Source organism: Amycolatopsis coloradensis (assembly GCF_001953865.1).
In the GTDB taxonomy this organism is placed as follows: domain Bacteria; phylum Actinomycetota; class Actinomycetes; order Mycobacteriales; family Pseudonocardiaceae; genus Amycolatopsis; species Amycolatopsis coloradensis.
The window spans coordinates 311477-329187 of record NZ_MQUQ01000014.1; the positions used below are offsets into that span (position 1 = coordinate 311477).

The 17711-nt window shown below is 68.7% G+C and carries 14 protein-coding genes; 7 read left to right on the forward strand and 7 right to left on the reverse strand.

The window, feature by feature from the left end:
* Window positions 1-156: 156 nt before the first annotated feature.
* The 5 genes from gap (at window position 157) to BS329_RS25365 (ending at window position 3966) form a co-directional block, all read left to right on the forward strand.
* Window positions 157-1161: a type I glyceraldehyde-3-phosphate dehydrogenase gene (gap, locus tag BS329_RS25345; RefSeq protein ID WP_076163741.1), complete on the forward strand. Its 1005-nt coding sequence runs from the start codon at window positions 157-159 to the stop codon at window positions 1159-1161.
* A gap of 9 nt (window positions 1162-1170) precedes the next feature.
* Window positions 1171-2388: a phosphoglycerate kinase gene (locus BS329_RS25350; protein WP_279628187.1), complete on the forward strand. Its 1218-nt coding sequence runs from the start codon at window positions 1171-1173 to the stop codon at window positions 2386-2388.
* The gene (gene tpiA / locus BS329_RS25355; RefSeq protein WP_076163743.1) at window positions 2388-3173 is read left to right on the forward strand and encodes a triose-phosphate isomerase; all 786 of its coding nucleotides are present in this window, start codon (window positions 2388-2390) and stop codon (window positions 3171-3173) included. The genes BS329_RS25350 and tpiA overlap by 1 nt, the downstream gene beginning before the upstream one ends.
* Before the next feature lie 155 nt (window positions 3174-3328).
* Window positions 3329-3559, forward strand: coding sequence for a preprotein translocase subunit SecG (gene secG, locus BS329_RS25360; RefSeq protein ID WP_005152283.1), 231 nt, complete (start codon window positions 3329-3331; stop codon window positions 3557-3559).
* A 65-nt stretch (window positions 3560-3624) separates the two neighbouring features.
* Complete coding sequence (locus BS329_RS25365; protein WP_037320937.1) at window positions 3625-3966, forward strand: RNA polymerase-binding protein RbpA; 342 nt, start codon at window positions 3625-3627, stop codon at window positions 3964-3966.
* A 148-nt stretch (window positions 3967-4114) separates the two neighbouring features.
* Here BS329_RS25365 and BS329_RS25370 read toward each other — a convergent pair whose 3' ends face one another.
* The 7 genes from BS329_RS25370 to tkt form a co-directional block, all read right to left on the reverse strand.
* Window positions 4115-5317: a sensor histidine kinase gene (locus BS329_RS25370; protein ID WP_076163744.1), complete on the reverse strand. Its 1203-nt coding sequence runs from the start codon at window positions 5315-5317 to the stop codon at window positions 4115-4117.
* Window positions 5318-5788: 471 nt separating this feature from the next.
* A complete protein-coding gene (pgl, locus tag BS329_RS25375) occupies window positions 5789-6544 on the reverse strand; it encodes a 6-phosphogluconolactonase (RefSeq protein ID WP_076163745.1) in 756 nt (251 codons plus the stop codon).
* Entirely contained in the window at window positions 6541-7575 is a 1035-nt protein-coding gene (gene opcA / locus BS329_RS25380; protein WP_076163746.1) for a glucose-6-phosphate dehydrogenase assembly protein OpcA, read from the reverse strand. The genes pgl and opcA overlap by 4 nt, the downstream gene beginning before the upstream one ends.
* Window positions 7572-9101 (reverse strand): glucose-6-phosphate dehydrogenase, encoded by a 1530-nt coding sequence (gene zwf, locus BS329_RS25385; RefSeq protein ID WP_076163747.1) that lies wholly within the window; start codon window positions 9099-9101, stop codon window positions 7572-7574. The genes opcA and zwf overlap by 4 nt, the downstream gene beginning before the upstream one ends.
* Window positions 9098-10732 (reverse strand): hypothetical protein, encoded by a 1635-nt coding sequence (locus BS329_RS25390; RefSeq protein ID WP_076163748.1) that lies wholly within the window; start codon window positions 10730-10732, stop codon window positions 9098-9100. Before BS329_RS25390 ends, zwf begins: the two co-directional genes overlap by 4 nt.
* 9 nt (window positions 10733-10741) lie before the next feature.
* Window positions 10742-11854 (reverse strand): transaldolase, encoded by a 1113-nt coding sequence (gene tal / locus BS329_RS25395; protein WP_076163749.1) that lies wholly within the window; start codon window positions 11852-11854, stop codon window positions 10742-10744.
* 10 nt (window positions 11855-11864) lie between these two features.
* Window positions 11865-13967, reverse strand: a complete 2103-nt coding sequence (gene tkt, locus BS329_RS25400) for a transketolase (RefSeq protein ID WP_076163750.1) — start codon at window positions 13965-13967, stop codon at window positions 11865-11867.
* Window positions 13968-14268: 301 nt separating this feature from the next.
* On the opposite strand from tkt, the gene BS329_RS25405 reads away from it, so the two are divergent.
* Both BS329_RS25405 and BS329_RS25410 read left to right on the forward strand, forming a co-directional pair.
* Window positions 14269-15249, forward strand: coding sequence for a heme o synthase (locus BS329_RS25405; protein ID WP_076163751.1), 981 nt, complete (start codon window positions 14269-14271; stop codon window positions 15247-15249).
* Between the two features lie 206 nt (window positions 15250-15455).
* A complete protein-coding gene (locus BS329_RS25410) occupies window positions 15456-17711 on the forward strand; it encodes a HelD family protein (protein WP_143253197.1) in 2256 nt (751 codons plus the stop codon).

Sequence of the window (17711 nt, forward strand, 5' to 3'; positions counted from 1 at the left end):
TGGCGAACCACTTGATCGATTCTTGACCTGACCCACCGAGTGGTGGAAGTCTCGTCAGGGCAAAGAGGGCCGCCCGAGCACGCACGCTAGGGTTGCGCCCGAGTAAAGGACGTCTTACCGGGGCGATCCCGGACGAGTCTCAAGGGAGTGGCAGCAGTGACGGTTCGCGTAGGTGTCAACGGCTTCGGCCGCATCGGCCGCAACTTCTTCCGGGCCGTGCAGGCCGCCGGTCACGACATCGAGGTGGTCGCGTTCAACGACCTCGGCGACGTCGCCACGATGGCCCACCTGCTCAAGTACGACTCCATCCTCGGCCGGTTCCCGGGTGAGGTCAGCGTCAGCGACGAAGGCATCGTCGTCGACGGCAAGACGATCAAGGCCCTCGCCGAGCGCGACCCGGCCAACCTGCCCTGGGGCGACCTGGGCGTGGACGTCGTCGTCGAGTCGACCGGCTTCTTCACCAACGCCGACGCCGCCAAGGCGCACCTCGCCGGCGGCGCGAAGAAGGTCATCATCTCCGCGCCAGCCAAGGGCGAGGACCTGACCGTGGTGCTGGGCGTCAACGACGACAAGTACGACGGCTCGCAGAACATCATCTCGAACGCCTCCTGCACCACGAACTGCCTCGGCCCGCTGGCCAAGGTCCTGCAGGACTCGTTCGGCATCGAGCAGGGCCTGATGACCACCATCCACGCGTACACGCAGGACCAGAACCTCCAGGACGCGCCGCACAAGGACCTGCGCCGTGCCCGCGCCGCCGCGCTGAACATCGTCCCGACCTCGACCGGCGCGGCCAAGGCCATCGGCCTGGTCCTGCCGGAGCTGCAGGGCAAGCTGGACGGCTACGCGCTGCGCGTCCCGATCCCGACCGGCTCGGCCACCGACCTCACCGTCACGCTGACCAAGAGCGCGACCCTCGAGGAGATCAACGCCGCGTACAAGGCCGCCGCCGAAGGCCCCCTGGCAGACATCCTGCGCTACAACGAGGACCCGATCGTCTCGGCCGACATCGTCACCGACCCGGCGTCCTGCATCTACGACGCGCCGCTGACCAAGGTCATCGGCAACCAGGTCAAGGTCATCGGCTGGTACGACAACGAGTGGGGCTACTCCAACCGCCTCGCCGACCTCGTCAAGCTCGTCGGCACCAAGCTTTCCTGACCGATGGCGCTGAAAAACCTCGAAGACCTGCTGAGCGAGGACGTCTCAGGCCGGTTCGTCCTCGTACGGTCCGACCTGAACGTCCCGCTCGACGGGAACAAGATCACCGACGACGGCCGCGTCCGCGCGGCCCTGCCGACCCTCAAGCGCCTCGCCGAGGCGGGCGCGAAGGTGGTCGTCACGGCGCATCTCGGCCGTCCCAAGGGCGAGCCGGACCCGCAGTTCTCGCTGGCGCCCGTCGCCGCGAAGCTCACCGAGCTGCTCGGCGTCGACGTCCCGCTGGCGGGTGACCTGGTCGGCGAGTCAGCCAAGACCACCGTCGCGGGCCTGACCGACGGTCAGGTGGCCCTGCTGGAGAACGTGCGCTTCGACGCACGCGAGACCAGCAAGGTCGAGGCCGAGCGTCAGGAACTGGCCGCCGAACTGGCCGCGCTCGTCCCGGGCGGCGCGTTCGTCTCCGACGGTTTCGGCGTCGTGCACCGCAAGCAGGCGTCGGTCTACGAGATCGCCCGAACGCTTCCGGCGTATGCGGGTGGCCTGGTGCTGGCCGAGGTCGACGTCCTCAAGAGGCTTGCCGGTAAAGACACTGTGCTCGCCCGGCCCTATGTGGTCGTGCTCGGCGGCGCGAAGGTTTCGGACAAGCTGGGCGTGATCGCCAATCTGCTGACCAAGGTCGACAGGCTGCTCATCGGCGGCGGCATGGCGTACACCTTCCTCAAGGCCCAGGGCCACGAGGTCGGGAACTCGCTGCTGCAGGAAGACCAGCTGGAGCAGGTCCGCGGCTTCCTCGCCGAGGCGGAGAAGCGCGGCGTCGAACTGATCCTGCCGGTGGACGTCCTCGCCGCGACGGGCTTCGCCGCCGACGCGGAGTTCGACGTCGTCGACGCGAAGGCCATTCCGGCCGACCGCATGGGTCTCGACATCGGCCCGAAGTCGCGCGAACTGTTCGCGGGCAAGCTGGCCGACGCGGCGACCGTGTTCTGGAACGGCCCGATGGGCGTGTTCGAGTTCGAGTCCTTCGCCGGCGGCACCCGTGCCGTGGCCGAAGCGCTGGTCAAGAGCGACGCCTTCACCGTGGTCGGCGGTGGCGACTCCGCCGCGGCCGTGCGGCAGCTCGGCCTGCCCGAGGATGGCTTCTCGCACATCTCGACCGGCGGCGGTGCGTCGCTGGAGTACCTGGAGGGCAAGGAACTGCCCGGAGTCGCTGTGCTGGGAGAGAACGACTAGTGGCGCGCAAACCGCTCATCGCCGGCAACTGGAAGATGAACCAGAACCACCTCGAAGCCATCGCGCTGGTTCAGAAGATCGCCTTCGCCCTGCCGGAGAAGTACTACGCGAAGGTCGACGTCGCGGTCCTGCCGCCGTTCACCGACATCCGCAGCGTCCAGACGCTGACCGACGGCGACAAGCTGTCGCTCACCTACGGCGCCCAGGACCTGTCGCCGCACGACTCCGGTGCCTACACCGGTGACGTGTCGGGCCTGATGCTGGCGAAGCTGGGTTGCAGCTTCGTCACCGTCGGGCACTCGGAGCGGCGCGAGTACCACGGCGAATCCGACGAACTCGTCAACAAGAAGGTCAAGGCCGCGCTCAAGCACGGCATCACGCCGATCCTGTGCGTGGGGGAGAAGCTCGAGGTCCGCGAGGCGGGCGAGCACATCGCCCACACCACGACCCAGCTGGTGGAGGGCCTGAAGGGGCTCAAGGCCGAGCAGGTCAAGGACGTCGTCGTCGCCTATGAGCCGGTCTGGGCCATCGGGACCGGCAAGGTCGCGACCCCGCAGGACGCCGAGGAGGTGTGCGGAGCCATCCGCGCCACCCTCGCCGAGAAATACGGTGCCGAGGTCGCGTCCTCGGTCCGCGTCCTCTACGGCGGCTCGGCGAAGGCCAACAACATCAGTGACCTCGTCGCCTGCGAGAACATCGATGGTGCCCTCGTTGGTGGTGCCAGCCTGGATGGTGACGAGTTCACCAAACTCTGCGCACTCGCCGCGGGCGGGCCCCTGCCCTGATCGGGGCACCAACCGGGTAACCTGTGTATCCGGTCCGTCACACAGCAGTGGACGAGTCCAGGAGTACGGTGTGTTCTGGTGGACAGTGTTTCCGATAGCACTGCGCCGCCGGCACGCACCGTTTTCCTGCATTCTCCAAGAGCGCAGAGGATGACATGAAGCTGTTCCTGCAAATCCTGTTGATCGCCTCCAGCTTTTTCCTGGTGGTCGCCGTGTTGCTGCACCGCGGCCGTGGGGGCGGTCTGTCGTCGCTGTTCGGTGGCGGCATGCAGTCGAGCCTCTCGGGCTCGAGCGTGGCCGAGAAGAACCTCGACCGGATCACGCTGCTGCTGGGCGCTGTGTGGCTGATCAGCATCATCGGCCTCGGGCTCCTGCTCAAGGTCTGATCGATCCAGGTGTTTCGGCGTGCCTATGGGGGGCGCGCCGCCGATCCCTATAGGTGTGAGGATTCATGGTTGGCGGTAACGCGATTCGGGGCACCCGTGTGGGTGCCGGACCTTCGGGCGAATCGGAGCGGGGTGAGTCGGCGCCGCGGCGCCGCATTTCCTACTGGTGCGCCAACGGGCACGAGGCGCAGCCCTCGTTCTCGATGGACGCCGAGATTCCCGACGAATGGGATTGCCCGCGCTGCGGACTCCCCGGTGGACAGGACGAGCAGAACCCGCCTGCCGCGCCGCGGACCGAGCCTTACAAGACCCATCTCGCCTACGTGAAAGAACGGCGTTCCGACGCCGACGGCGAGGCCATCCTCGCCGAGGCGCTGGAGCGGTTGCGCCAGCGCCGGGAGATCTAGCCTCTGGTGTTCCGGGACTGAAAGCCCGCGTCCGCGATCCCGTCGCCAGGGCGCCCCGCCCAACGTCAGGGTGGCGGGGCGCGCCCTGGCGCCGGGATAGCGGGGCCTGCGGCCAGCCTGGTTCAGCGCAGCTCCGCCTCCCGGCTGGTCACCGGTCGAGCGGGTACCGGGCACGCACCCGGAACCCGCCGTCCTCGGTGTCGGCGGTCTCGAAGCTCCCACCCAGCAGTCGAGCGCGTTCGGCCAGTCCGGTCAGCCCGTGCCCTCCCGAGGGCAGGGCCGCACCGGACGTCCGGGCGCGCTCATTGCGTATCTCGACCTTGAGGGAACCGTGCTCGCCCTGGATCCGGATGGTCGCGGTGGCGCCCGGCGCGTGCTTGTGCACGTTGGTCAGGCATTCCTGCACGGTCCGGTAGGCCGCCGCCGAAACCTGGCTGGGCAGCAGGTCGGGGATCCGCTCGACGGTGAGGTGCACCGGGACGTCCGAGCCGCGGATCAGCCGGTCGAGTTCGTTGATCCCCGGCCGCGGGCCGTCGTCTCCGGAGCCCGAACGCAGCACGCTTACGAGTGAACGCAGCTCTTCCAGGGTCTTGGTGCTGAGTTTCCGGATGACCTGCGCGGTTTCGAGCGAGCGGGCGTCGGTGGTCTGCGCCTGAAGCGCGCCGGCCTGCATCGCGATGAGCGTGATTTGATGCGAAACGACGTCGTGCATCTCGCGTGCCAGCCGGGCGCGCTCCTCCGCGCGGACGGCGTCGGCGTGGAAGCGGCGCTCACGGTCGCGGCTGGCGGCGAGTTCGGAGAGCTTCTGCGAGATCTCGGTCCGCGCCCCGATCAGCAGGCCGATGGCCACCGGCATCCCGGCGACGATGACGCCGTAGATCCCGTCCAGGACGTGTTCGCGCCAGCTGAGTTCGACGAAGTCGGCCAGCGGCCACTGGACGAACCGGCAGGTGAAGACGAGCGCGAACCCGGTCCAGGTCTGCCAGTGCATCTGCTTGCGGGTGGCGAGGAAGCCAAGCGCGATCATCGCGGCCAGCTGGGACCAGCCCGCCAGGAAGCCGGGGACGGTGACGATCACCGCGAGGAACGGCAGCTTGCGGCGGAAGGCGAGACCGAGGCACGCGATGCCGGACAGGTAGATGGAGTACGGCTGGGCCTTCTCGGGGATCACCAGCCAGACGTCGAGTGCGGCCAGGAAGATCGCGAGCGTGTCGACGCCCAGCGCGACCAGCACCGGACGTTTGATCTTGGCGAACGACATGACCCCGGCGGCACGGCGCATCCGGTCGGCGGCGTCCGCTCCGGAGCCGCCCACCGAGATACCTGGCATCGAGAGACCCTCTGTGCTCATCGCTGGCGACCTCACTCGTCTTGTGGACTTGAATGAAGAGACGTGTTCTTCGCCCGATCGGGACGCGCAGGAACGAACAAATGTGCGGATGCTAACGGGTGGTTGTATTAGGGCGGTAAGTTTCCCCCGGTCGGGCTAGCGACTGTCCGGTCACTGTCCGTTCTGCGGACAAGTGCATGAACGTTCGGTCGGTCGGATCCTCAGCGGACCACCCGGGCTCGGTGGTCCGCTGATCACTTCGACGGGTGTTGCGAGCGGTTGTGACGCAGGAAGCGGCGGAAGTTGATCTACGTCACTTTTCGTGGTCGCGCGGTGACCCTGCCGCGCTCTCTTCTCACCTTCAGAGTAGAGAAGAGAGGCCGTCCCGGACTTCCGCCATGGGGGTGCAGGTGCTGTGTAGGTGCCTGAAGTACGTGAAGGCCCCCTTCATTGCGCCAGGCGCAATGAAGGGGGCCTTCACGTACTTCAGGGTCAGGCAGACGGGGTCTGGTAGACCTTCGTGAGCTTCGAGGCGGAGCCCCGGTCCAGCAGCCAGAGCGTGCGACGGCTGCCGCGTGCCCCCGCTACCGGGATCTGGACCTCGCCGGCACCGGCCAGCGCCTGCGCGACGGCGTCCGCCTTGGCATCGCCGCCGGTGACCAGCCAGATGTCCTGCGCGCGACGGATCGCGGGCAGGGTCAGCGAGATCCGGGTCGGCGGCGGCTTCGGGCAGTCGCGCACCGCGACGACCGAACGCTCCTTCTCGTACACCGCCGGGCTCTCGGGGAAGATCGAGGCGGTGTGCCCCTCCCCGCCGAGGCCCAGCAGCATGATGTCGAACGCCGGCACGTCGGCCGTCAGGATCTCCGCGTACGCGGCGGCCGCGGCGTCGACGTCATCGCCGAACTCGCCGTCCGAGGGGGCCATGGCGTGCACCCGCTTCGGGTCGAGCGGGACGTGGTCGAGCAGGGCCTCGCGGGCCTGCTTCTCGTTGCGCTCGTCGGAGGCCGCCGGGACGAAACGCTCGTCGCCCCAGTAGACGTCGAGACGCGACCAGTCGAGAGCGTCGCGGGCGCTGGAGTCGCGCAGTTCCTTCAGGATCGCGATCCCGGTGCCGCCACCGGTGAGCACCACCGAAGCCGAGCCCTTGGCGGCCTGGACGTCGACGAGCCGGGTGACCAGCCTGGCCGCCGTGGCGGCGGCCAGGAGGTCCGGGTTCTCGTAGACGACGACCTCGGTCTTGCTCATGAGGCGCTCTTCTTCGTCGTAGCGGTGGCGGCGGCCGCCTTCTTCTTCGGAGCGACGGGAGCGGCCGGAGCGGCCGGAGCGGTCTTCTTCGCCGGAGCGGCCTTGGCCGCGGTGCCCGACGAGATCTTGCCGAGCCCGTTCAGCGAGGCCTCGTAGACCTCGTCCGGGTCGAGCCGCCGCAGCTCCTCGATCAGGCAGTCCTTGTTGTCCCGCCGCTGCAGGGCGATCCGCCGCGTCGGCTGGCCCGGCTGGGTCAGCGTGCCGACCCGTCCGTCCGGCCGGTGCAGTTCCACCGCGCCGGAACGCCGCTCCAGCGTCACCGAGATGATGCCCGCGGCACCGCTGCTCTTGACCCGCTTCACCGGCACCTTGAGGTACTCGGCCAGCCAGCCCGCGAGCAGTTCGGTCGACGGCGAGTCGGCCTCACCGGTCACGGTCGCGCCGGTGATCTTCTCATGCGGTGGAAGGTCCAAAGCGGACACCAGCTGGGCACGCCAGCTGGTCAGCCTGGTCCACGCCAGATCGGTGTCACCCTCCACATAGGACTTCGCCCGGGTGGTGAGTGCTCTTATGGGTGACTTTTCCGCGGCGGAGTCGGTGATCCGGCGCTGGGCCAGCTCACCGAGCGGGTCCTTGGCCGGAGCCTTCGGGCCGGTGCCGGGCCACCAGGTGACGATCGGCGCGTCCGGCAGGAGCAGCGGCACGACGGCGCTCTGCCCCTGCGAGGCCAGCGGACCGTAGAGCCGCAGGACGATGACCTCGCTCGCGCCGGCGTCGCCGCCGACCCGGATCTGGCCGTCGATCCGCGGTGCCGCGGTCCGCGCGCCCTTGGCCACCACGATCACCCGCGAGGGGTGCTCCCGGCTGGCCTCGTTGGCGGCTTCGATCGCTTCTTCGAGCCGGTCGTCGTCGTCAGCCACTATGACCAGCGTCAGCACCCGGCCGAGTGCCACCTGCCCGCCCTGTTCGCGGATTTCGACGAGTTTCTTGTTCAGCTGCGACGTCGTGGTCGACGGCAGGTCGATGATCACGGACGCCTCCAGTTCCGGCCGGTACGCTCCAGCATTTCGTCCGCGGACGGCGGTCCCCACGAGCCGGGCGGGTACGCCGCGGGCGCGCCCTTCTTGGCCCAGTGGTCGAGGATCGGGTCCAGGATCTCCCAGGACAGCTCGACCTCTTCGTTCACCGGGAACAGCGACGGTTCGCCGAGCAGCACGTCCAGGATGAGCCGCTCGTAGGCCTCCGGCGACGACTCGGTGAACGCGTGCCCGTAGCCGAAGTCCATGGTGACGTCGCGGACCTCCATCGTGGTCCCCGGCACCTTCGACCCGAACCGCAGCGTGATGCCCTCGTCGGGCTGCACCCGGATCACCAGCGCGTTCTGGCCCAGTTCCTCGGTCGAGGTCGAGTCGAACGGCAGATGCGGCGCCCGCTTGAACACCACGGCGATCTCGGTGACCCGGCGGCCAAGCCGCTTGCCGGTGCGCAGGTAGAACGGCACGCCCGCCCAGCGGCGGTTCTGCACCTCCAGCGTCACCGCGGCGTAGGTCTCGGTGGTCGAGTCCTTCGAGAAACCGTCTTCCTGCAGCAGGCCCGGCACTTTCATGCCGCCCTGCCAGCCGCCCGCGTACTGCCCGCGCGCGGTGGTCTCGTCGAGCGGTCCGAGTGGCTTCGTCGCCGAAAGCACCTTGATCTTCTCGGACCGCAGCGCCCGCGGCGCGAACGAGACCGGCTCCTCCATCGCGGTCAGCGCGAGGAGTTGCAGCAGGTGGTTCTGGATGACGTCGCGGGCGGCGCCGATGCCGTCGTAGTACCCCGCGCGGCCGCCGAGGCCGATGTCCTCGGCCATGGTGATCTGCACGTGGTCGACGTAGTTGGCGTTCCAGATCGGCTCGAAGAGCTGGTTCGCGAACCGCAGCGCCAGCAGGTTCTGCACCGTCTCCTTGCCGAGGTAGTGGTCGATGCGGAACACCGACTCCTCGGGGAAGACGTCGTTCACGATCTCGTTGAGCTCCTTGGCGCTCTTGAGGTCGCGGCCGAACGGCTTCTCGATGACCACGCGGCGCCAGGTCTCCTCGCTCGCGTCGGCGAGGCCGGAGCGGGCGAGCTGCTTGGTCACCACCGGGAACGCGCTCGGCGGGATCGACAGGTAGAACGCGGTGTTGCCACCGGTGCCCCGCTCGGCGTCGAGGTCCTTGACCGTCTGCGCGAGCCGGTCGAAGGCGTCATCGTCGTCGAAGGTGCCCTGGACGAACCGGATCCCTTCGGCGAGCCGGTTCCACACCGACTCCTTGAACGGCGTCCGGGCGTGCTCCTTGACCGAGTCGTGCACCAGCTCGCCGAAGTCCTGGTGCTCCCAGTCCCGGCGGGCGAAACCGACCAGCGAGAACCCGGCGGGCAGCAGCCCGCGGTGGGCGAGGTCGTAGATCGCCGGCATCAGTTTCTTGCGGGCGAGGTCACCGGTCACGCCGAAGATCACCAGGCTGGACGGCCCGGCGATCCGTGGCAGCCGCTTGTCGCGCGGGTCGCGCAGCGGGTTGCTCCAGGCCCGGGTCACTCGCCTGCCTCCTGTACCGCGCGGACCAGTTCGGCCAGGCCGGCGGCCCGGTCGGTGAGGTGCAGGCGCAGCACCGGACGACCGTGCTCCGCGAGCACCTGGCCGTCACCCAGTGCCTGCGCGTGCTGGAGCACGCCGAGCGTGTACGGCCGGTCCGGCACGTCGAGATCCTGCTCGACGGCGCCGGTGATCTGCAGGAAGACACCGTTCTGGTGCCCGCCCTTGTGGTACTGCCCGGTGGAGTGCAGGAACCGCGGCCCCCACCCGAAGGTGGTCTGGCGGCCGGTCCGCTTGGCGACCTCGCCACGCAGGAGCGACGTCGACGCGTCGTCGAGACGGTCGAGGTACGCCTGCACCGCGATGTAGCCGGTTTCCGGTGCGGAATCGAAGAAAGCCCGCAGGATGTCCGCGAGCTTCCCCTCCGTCGAAACGCCTTCCGAGCCGAACACCTCGACCGCGCCGTCCACAGTGGACGGCTTCTCGCCGCCCTTGAGCTTGTCCGGGTTGTCGAGCAGCGACCGTGCGGCCTTCTTGGCCGCCTCGACGTCGGGCTGGTCGAACGGGTTGATCCCGAGCAGCCGTCCGGCGAGCGCGGTCGCGAACTCCCACAGCAGGAACTGCGCGCCGAGCGAGCCGGTCACGGAGATCTTCGCGGTGCCTTCGGCCTGGCCAACGGCCACCGGGGTGGCGTCGTCCTTGGCGTCGGCGAACCCGGGGGAGTCCGGGCCCTCGACGGCGACCGGCAGAAGACCGGTGCCCTGCTTGCCGGTGGACTCGGCGATCAGCTGCTCCGCCCAGTCGGCGAAGCCCTTGAGTACGGAGCCACCCTCTTTTGAAGGCACTGTGGCGATGACGACCTTCTCGGCGCCCTTTTCGTGCGCCGCCGTCCACGCCGCCGCGAGCTTGACAGCGGGGTTGTCCACGGAGTCGGCTGCCAGCGTCTCTGCCGCCGAAGCGGCCTGGTCGAGCAGGCGGGCGACGTCCGCGCCGGCGAGCCCGGCCGGGACGAGCCCGAACGCGGTCAGCGCCGAATAACGGCCGCCGACGTTCGGATCGGCGAGGAAGACCTTGCGGTAACCCTCCTTTTCGGACAGTTCCGCGAACGGCGAGCCCGGGTCGGTGACGACCACGATCCGTCGTGCCGCGTCGATACCCGCGTCGGTGAAGGCCTTCGCGAAGATCCGCCGGTGGCTGTCGGTCTCGACGGTGCCGCCGGACTTCGACGACACGACGATGACCGTGCGCTCCAGGTCACCGGCGAGCGCGTCGGCGACCTGGCCAGGGTCGGTGGTGTCGAGGACGGTCAGCGCGACGCCGTCCGTCGCGGTGATGACCTCGGGGGCCAGTGACGAACCGCCCATGCCCGCGAGGACGACGCGGTCGACACCCTCCGAACGCAGGTCGGTCCGCAATGCCTCGATCTCGCCGATCAACGGCCGCGAGGACTTGTGCAGCGTCGTCCACGAGAGACGGATCGACGCTTCGGACTCGGCTTCGGGACCCCACAGTGTGGCGTCCTGGGACGCCAATTTCGATGCGACCTGGTCGGCGACGAGCCGCTCCGCGAACGGAGCGGCTTCGCCGGCCAGGGCGGCGTCGACTATTTCGACGCCGGTCGTTTCCCCTGCCATGGTCGGTGATCAGTCCTTCGCCTTGTCCAGCTGCCCGGTGACGGTCTCGAGAAGTTCGGTCCAGGACTTCTCGAACTTCTCGACGCCCTCGTTCTCGAGGGTCAGGAACACGTCGGTGATGTCGATGCCGACGGCGCTCAGCTTGTCGAAGACGGCCTGCGCCTCGGCGCCCTTGCCGGTCACCGTGTCACCGGTGACGTCGGCGTGGTCCGCTGCGGCGTCGAGGGTCTTCTCCGGCATCGTGTTGACCGTGTCCTTGACGACGAGCTGGTCCACGTAGCGGGTGTCGGAGTACTGCGGGTCCTTCACACCGGTGGAGGCCCACAGCGGACGCTGCGCGTTCGCGCCCGCCTCGGCGAGCTTCTTCCAGCGGTCCGAGGAGGACAACTCCTCGAACGCCGCGTACGCGAGGCGCGCGTTGGCGAGGGCGGCCTCGCCGCGCAGCGCCTTGGCCTCGTCGGTGCCGATGGCGTCGAGCCGCTTGTCGATCTCGGCGTCCACACGGGACACGAAGAACGACGCGACCGAGTGAATGCCCTTGAGGTCGTGGCCGTTGGCCTTGGCCTGCTCGAGCCCGGCGAAGTAGGCCTCGATGACCGCCCGGTACCGCTCGACCGAGAAGATCAGCGTGACGTTGACGCTGATGCCCTCGGCCAGGGTCTTGGTGATGGCCGGGAGGCCTTCTTCGGTGGCCGGGATCTTGATCAGCACGTTCGGCCGGTCCACGGTCTTCCACAGGTCCTGCGCCTCGGCCGCGGTCTTCTCGGCGTCCTTGGCCAGCCGCGGGTCCACCTCGATGGACACCCGGCCGTCGACCCCGTTCGTGGCGGTGTAGACGTCGCGGAACAGGTCCGCGGCGTTGCGCACGTCGGTGGTGGTCAGTTCGCGGATGGTGGCCTCGACGTCGGCGCCGCGGGCTGCCAGCTCGCGAGTCTGCTCGTCGTAGGCCTCGCCCTTCGACATCGCGTTGGCGAAGATCGTCGGGTTGGTCGTCACGCCCACGACGTGCTTGTCGCGGACGAGACCGGCGAGGTTGCCGGTGTTCAGACGCTCACGGGACAGGTCGTCGAGCCAAATCGAAACACCGGCCTCGGACAGTTGCGCGAGGTTGTCGTTGCTCATGCCTTCCCCTTCAGTTCTTGGTGTTGGCGATCGAGCGACGGGCGGCGTCGACGACGGCTTCCGCGGTGAACCCGAACTCGCGGAACAGAGTGCCGGCGTCGGCCGAGGCACCGAAATGCTCGATCGAGACGTTCTCCCCGGCGTCACCGGTGAAGCGGTGCCACGAAAGGGCGATACCGGCTTCGACGGAGACGCGTGCCTTGACCGACGGCGGGAGCACCGAGTCCTTGTAGGACTGGTCCTGCGCGTCGAACCACTCGACACACGGCATCGAGACGACGCTCGCCGGGATGCCGTCGGCTTCGAGGGTCTTGCGGGCCTCCACGGCCAGCTGGACCTCGGAGCCGGTCGCGATCAGCACGACCTGGGGCAGCTCGCCCGACGCTTCGGCAAGGACGTAACCGCCCCGCTTGACGCCTTCGGCGCTGGTGCCCTCCAGCACCGGCACGTTCTGCCGGGTGAGCGCGAGGCCCGACGGGTGGTGGACGTCCTCCAGGACGGCCTTCCACGCGTACGCGGTCTCGTTGGCGTCCGCCGGGCGGACGACGTTGAGGCCGGGGATCGCGCGCAGCGAGGAGAGCTGCTCGATCGGCTGGTGGGTCGGGCCGTCCTCGCCGAGGCCGATCGAGTCGTGCGTCCACACGTAGGTGACCGGCGCCTTCATCAGCGCGGCCAGCCGCACGGGCGGGCGCATGTAGTCGGAGAAGATCAGGAACGTCGCGCCGTAGGGACGGGTGCCGCCGTGCAGCGCGATGCCGTTGAGGATCGAGCCCATCGCGTGCTCGCGGATGCCGAAGTGCAGCGTCCGGCCGTACGGGCTGGTCTTCCACATGTCGGTGGAAGCCTTCTCCGGGCCGAACGAGTCGGCCCCCTTCATGGTGGTGTTGTTGCTCTCCGCGAGGTCCGCGGAGCCACCCCACAGTTCGGGAAGCGGGTCGGCGAGGGCGTTCAAAACCTCACCGGAGGCCTTGCGGGTCGCGATGCCCTTGGCGTCCGGCTCCCACTTCGGGAGGTTGTCGGCGAAGCCGTCGGGCAGCGTGCGGGTGGACATCCGGTCCGCGATCTTCTTGCGCTCCGGGTTGGCGGCGCCCCACGCCTCGAACTTCTCCTGCCATTCGGCACGCGCGGTCTTGCCGCGGTCGACGGCCCGGCGGGTGTGCGCGATGACCTCGTCGTCGACCTGGAAGTTCCGCTCGGGGTCGAAGCCGAGGATCTCCTTGACCGCGGCGACCTCTTCGGCACCGAGCGCGGCGCCGTGGGCCTTGCCGGTGCCCATCTTCTTCGGTGCCGGGTACCCGATGACGGTCTTCAGCGCGATGAACGACGGGCGCTCGGTCTCGGCCTTCGCGGCCTTGATGGCCTTTTCGATCGCGACGACGTCCTCGCCACCCTCGACGACCTGGGTGTGCCACCCGTAGGCCTCGTAGCGCTTCACGACGTCCTCGGACAGCGCGATCTTGGTGTCGTCCTCGATCGAGATCTCGTTGTCGTCCCAGAAGACGATGAGGTTGCCCAGCTCCTGGCGGCCGGCGATCGACGAGGCTTCGGCGGTGACGCCCTCTTCGATGTCACCGTCGGAGGCGATCACGTAGATGTGGTGGTCGAAGATGCTCTCGCCGACGGCGGGCTCCGGGTCCAGCAGGCCGCGCTCGCGGCGGGCCGCCATCGCCATGCCGACACCGTTGGCCAGGCCCTGGCCGAGCGGGCCGGTGGTGGTCTCGATGCCCTTGGTGTGGCGGTACTCCGGGTGACCGGGGGTCTTCGAGTTCCACTTGCGGAGCTGCTTCAGGTCTTCCAGCTCCAGGCCGAACCCAGCGAGGTACAGCTGGATGTAGAGGGTCAGGCTCGAGTGCCCCGCGGAGAGGATGAAGCGGTCGCGGGCGGGCCACTCGGGGTCCGCCGGGTCATGACGCAGCGTCCGCTGGAAGAGCGTGTAGGCGAGCGGCGCCAAGCTCATCGCGGTGCCGGGGTGACCGCTGCCGCAGTTCTCGACCGCGTCCGCGGCGAGCACCCGAACGGTGTCGACGGCCCGCGTGTCGTTCTCGGTCCAGTCGGCGGGCAGGTTGCGCCGGAGGAGTGGGTTCTTCTCGCTGGTAGAGGCGGTTTCGGACACTGAACTCGAACTCCCCGTCATCAGGTTGTGGCTTCTCTTCCCTCATGGGTAACCCACGTGTACCGCTATTAATCTCAATCGATCCGGAAGGGACGATATTCCTGCTCCGGGCCGTTCGCTTCAGGTACGCCGCGACCTACCGCGGCCAGCCTAATGGTTCGGCCGGTCGAGGACCCGCGATCACCCTCTGGAAACAGCACGTCTAACATCGAGGAAGGGTTCAGAACGCAGGGATCCGGGGCCCGCCACATCACCCGGAAGCCTGGTGGGCCCCGGCCCGAAAACTGACGCAGGGAGTGAAATGTCGTTGGTGAACGCTGCGCACGGACGCAGTGACAGCACCAGCGCCGTACATCCGACCGGTGAACGACCGCACGGTGGCCGGCGAACAATCCGCCAGGTCGTCGGCGCGTACGCCGCCCTCGCGAAGCCCAGGGTGATCGAACTCCTCCTCGTCACCACGATTCCCGCGATGTTCCTGGCAGGCCGGGAAACCCCGTCGCCGTGGCTGGTACTCGCGACGCTCGTGGGCGGCACCATGGCCGCCGGTAGCGCCAACGCCTTGAACTGCGTCATCGACGCGGACATCGACAAGGTGATGAACCGCACCAAGCGCCGTCCGCTGGTGAAGGAATCGGTACCCCGCCGCGGCGCGCTGATCTTCGGTCTCGTGCTCGGCGTGCTGTCGGCAGTCGTGCTCTATTTCACGGTGAATCTGCTCTCGGCGATCCTCGCGATCGCGACGATCCTGTTCTACATCTTCGTCTACACGCTGGTGCTGAAGCGGCGTACGTCACAGAATGTGGTCTGGGGCGGGGCGGCGGGCTGCATGCCGGTCGTCATCGGCTGGGCCGCCGTCACCGGCACCGTCGAGTGGCCCGCGTTCGTGATGTTCGGTGTCATCTTCTTCTGGACCCCGCCGCACACCTGGGCGCTGGGCATGAAGTACCGCGACGACTACGAGCGCGCCGGCGTGCCGATGCTGCCGGTGGTCGCCACCCCGCAGCACGTGGCGCGGCAGATCGTCATCTACTCGTGGGTGATGGTCGCCTGGACGCTGCTGCTGGTCCCGGTGACGAGCTGGATCTACACTACGTTCGCGATCCTGGCGGGCGGCTGGTTCCTCTTCTACGCGCACAGCCTGAACGCGGCGGTGCGGCGCGGCGAGGAAACCAAGCCGATGTCGCTGTTCCACCGGTCGAACACATACCTGATGATCGTGTTCGTCGCGCTGGCCGTCGACTCGGCCATCGGCCTCCCCGCCATCGGCCTGCCCTTCTGACGCTCCTCCCCGTCCCGCAATTCGTCCTCTAGTTGCGGTAGTTGCACGCTCAACTACCGCAACTAGAGGACGAATTGCGTTGGGGGCGTCTTCCAGGCTGCCTTGCTCCTGGTCCGCGTGCGCACGCGAGAATGAGATGATGGCGGGCGCCGTTGTAACCCTTTCGGCCCCTTGTCCCACCTCTCGAAAGCAGGCTGCTTTTGTCTGTGTCCCCGGACCGGGAACTCGACGCGCTCGAGCGGGACGTCGCGCTCGAGCAGGAGTACGTCACCACCCTTTACCGCAAACTCGACGCCGAACGCGTCGACGCGCAGCGCAGGCTCGACCAGACGCTGCGCCAGACCGGCGGCACCCCGCAGGCGCGCACCGAACGCGACGTCGCCACGACGCTGTACACCGACAGGTTGTCCCAGCTGAGCTCCGTCGAGCAGGGCCTGTGCTTCGGCCGTCTCGACTTCTTGCCCGAGCACGCCGAGGAGACCACCTACATCGGGCGGCTCGGGCTGTTCGACGAGGACGACGAGTACCGCCCGCTGCTGGTCGACTGGCGTGCGCCGGTCGCGCGGCCCTTCTACCTGGCCACCGCCGCCTCGCCCGAAGGCGTCCGCCGCCGTCGCCACATCCGGTCGCTGAGCCGCAAGGTCGTCGGCGTCGACGACGAGATCCTCGATCTCTCCGCCGCCGACCAGGGCCAGGACCTCGGTCTCGCGGGGGAGGCGGCGCTGCTGGCCGCGCTCGAACGCCGTCGCACCGGTGAGATGAGCGACATCGTCGCCACCATCCAGGCCGAGCAGGACCGCATCATCCGCGCTTCGCCGAACGGCGTCCTGGTGGTCCAGGGCGGCCCGGGCACCGGCAAGACCGCGGTCGCGCTGCACCGCGCGGCGTACCTGCTCTACACGCACCGGCAGCAGCTCACCACGCGCGGCGTGCTGGTGGTCGGGCCGAACAGCACCTTTCTCCGCTACATCGGGCAGGTCCTGCCGTCGCTGGGCGAGACCGGGGTGCTGCTGGCCACGATCGGCCAGCTGTACCCGGGCCTGGACGCCGTCGGCCCGGTCACCCGCGAGGCCGCGGAGATCAAGGGCCGTCCGGTGATGGCCGACGTGCTCGCCAACGCCGTCCGCGATCGCCAGCGCGTGCCGGAACCGGTGCTGGAGATCGAGTTCGAACGCGAGATCCTGATGCTCGACCGCAAGACCTGCACCGAAGCCAGGACGCGGGCCCGCCGGTCGCGCCGTCCGCACAACCTCGCGCGGCGGATCTTCGTCTCCGACCTCCTCGACGCCCTGACCCGCCAGGCCGCCCGCAAACTGGGGGAGGACCTGCTCGACGCGCGCGACGTCCAGGACATCCGCGCCGAGGTCGCCGCCGACCGGAACGTGGCCGCCGCGATCGACGGGCTGTGGCCGACACTCACTCCCGAAATCGTCCTCGACGAGCTGTTCGCCGACCGCGAACGGTTGCGCGGCGCGGCCGGGAAGGTCTTGTCGGAGACCGATCGTGAGCACCTTTTCAGCCCAACGGACGCCAAGTGGAGCCCGGCCGACGTCCCGCTGCTCGACGAACTCGCCGAGCTGCTCGGCGAGGACGACACCGACGCCAGGGCCGAGCGTGCCCGCCGGGAGCGGGAAGACCGCGCCTACGCGGAAGGCGTGCTCGACATCCTCGAACAGGACGAGGAGATCGTCGACGAGGAACTGCTGCGGGTGGGTGACGTCCTCGACGCCGAACTGTTCGCCGAACGCCAGCAGCGCCGCAGTGAGATGACCGCGGCACAGCGGGCCGCCCAGGACCGGACCTGGACCTTCGGGCACGTGATCGTCGACGAGGCGCAGGAGCTGACCGCGATGGACTGGCGGCTGCTGATGCGCCGGTCTCCGAACCGGTCGATGACGCTGGTCGGTGACGTCGCCCAGACCGGCGCTTCCGGTGGCGCGCGATCGTGGGGGGAAGTGCTCTCGCCGTACGTCGCAGATCGTTGGCGGCTCGAAGAGCTGACCGTGAACTACCGGACCCCGGCGGAGATCATGGCCGTCGCGTCCCGCGTGCTCGCCGACGTCAATCCCGAGCTGGAAGCGCCGGTTTCGGTGCGGGAGACGGGTTTCGAGCCGTGGCTGCGTTCCGTGGACCCGGCGGAACTCGCCGCCGCGCTGCCCGGTCTCGTCGAGGCCGAACTGTCCGCTGTGGACGGTGGGACGGTCGCCGTGCTTTGCCCGGTCCCGCTGATCGAGACGGTGTCGGAGGCGCTCAGTGAGGCAGGGGACCGGGTGTCGGTGATGGCGGTGGAGCGGGCGAAGGGCCTGGAGTTCGATTCGGTGGTGCTGGTCGCCCCGGACCAGGTCGTCGCCGAGTCCCCGCGCGGGCTCAACGATCTTTATGTGGCCCTGACCAGGGCGACCCGTCGGATGGGTGTAGTGCAGACCGGTGACCTTGTACCGGCGCTGGAGGGTCTTGGCTAA

What these genes read in the sequence shown, in the direction of transcription:
- tal (WP_076163749.1), bottom strand. Translation starts at nt 11,854, where the DNA reads ATGAGCAACGACAACCTCGCGCAACTGTCCGAGGCCGGTGTTTCGATT.
- BS329_RS25390 (WP_076163748.1), bottom strand. Translation starts at nt 10,732, where the DNA reads ATGGCAGGGGAAACGACCGGCGTCGAAATAGTCGACGCCGCCCTGGCC.
- BS329_RS25365 (WP_037320937.1), top strand. Translation starts at nt 3,625, where the DNA reads ATGGTTGGCGGTAACGCGATTCGGGGCACCCGTGTGGGTGCCGGACCT.
- pgl (WP_076163745.1), bottom strand. Translation starts at nt 6,544, where the DNA reads ATGAGCAAGACCGAGGTCGTCGTCTACGAGAACCCGGACCTCCTGGCC.
- secG (WP_005152283.1), top strand. Translation starts at nt 3,329, where the DNA reads ATGAAGCTGTTCCTGCAAATCCTGTTGATCGCCTCCAGCTTTTTCCTG.
- BS329_RS25405 (WP_076163751.1), top strand. Translation starts at nt 14,269, where the DNA reads ATGTCGTTGGTGAACGCTGCGCACGGACGCAGTGACAGCACCAGCGCC.
- BS329_RS25370 (WP_076163744.1), bottom strand. Translation starts at nt 5,317, where the DNA reads ATGAGCACAGAGGGTCTCTCGATGCCAGGTATCTCGGTGGGCGGCTCC.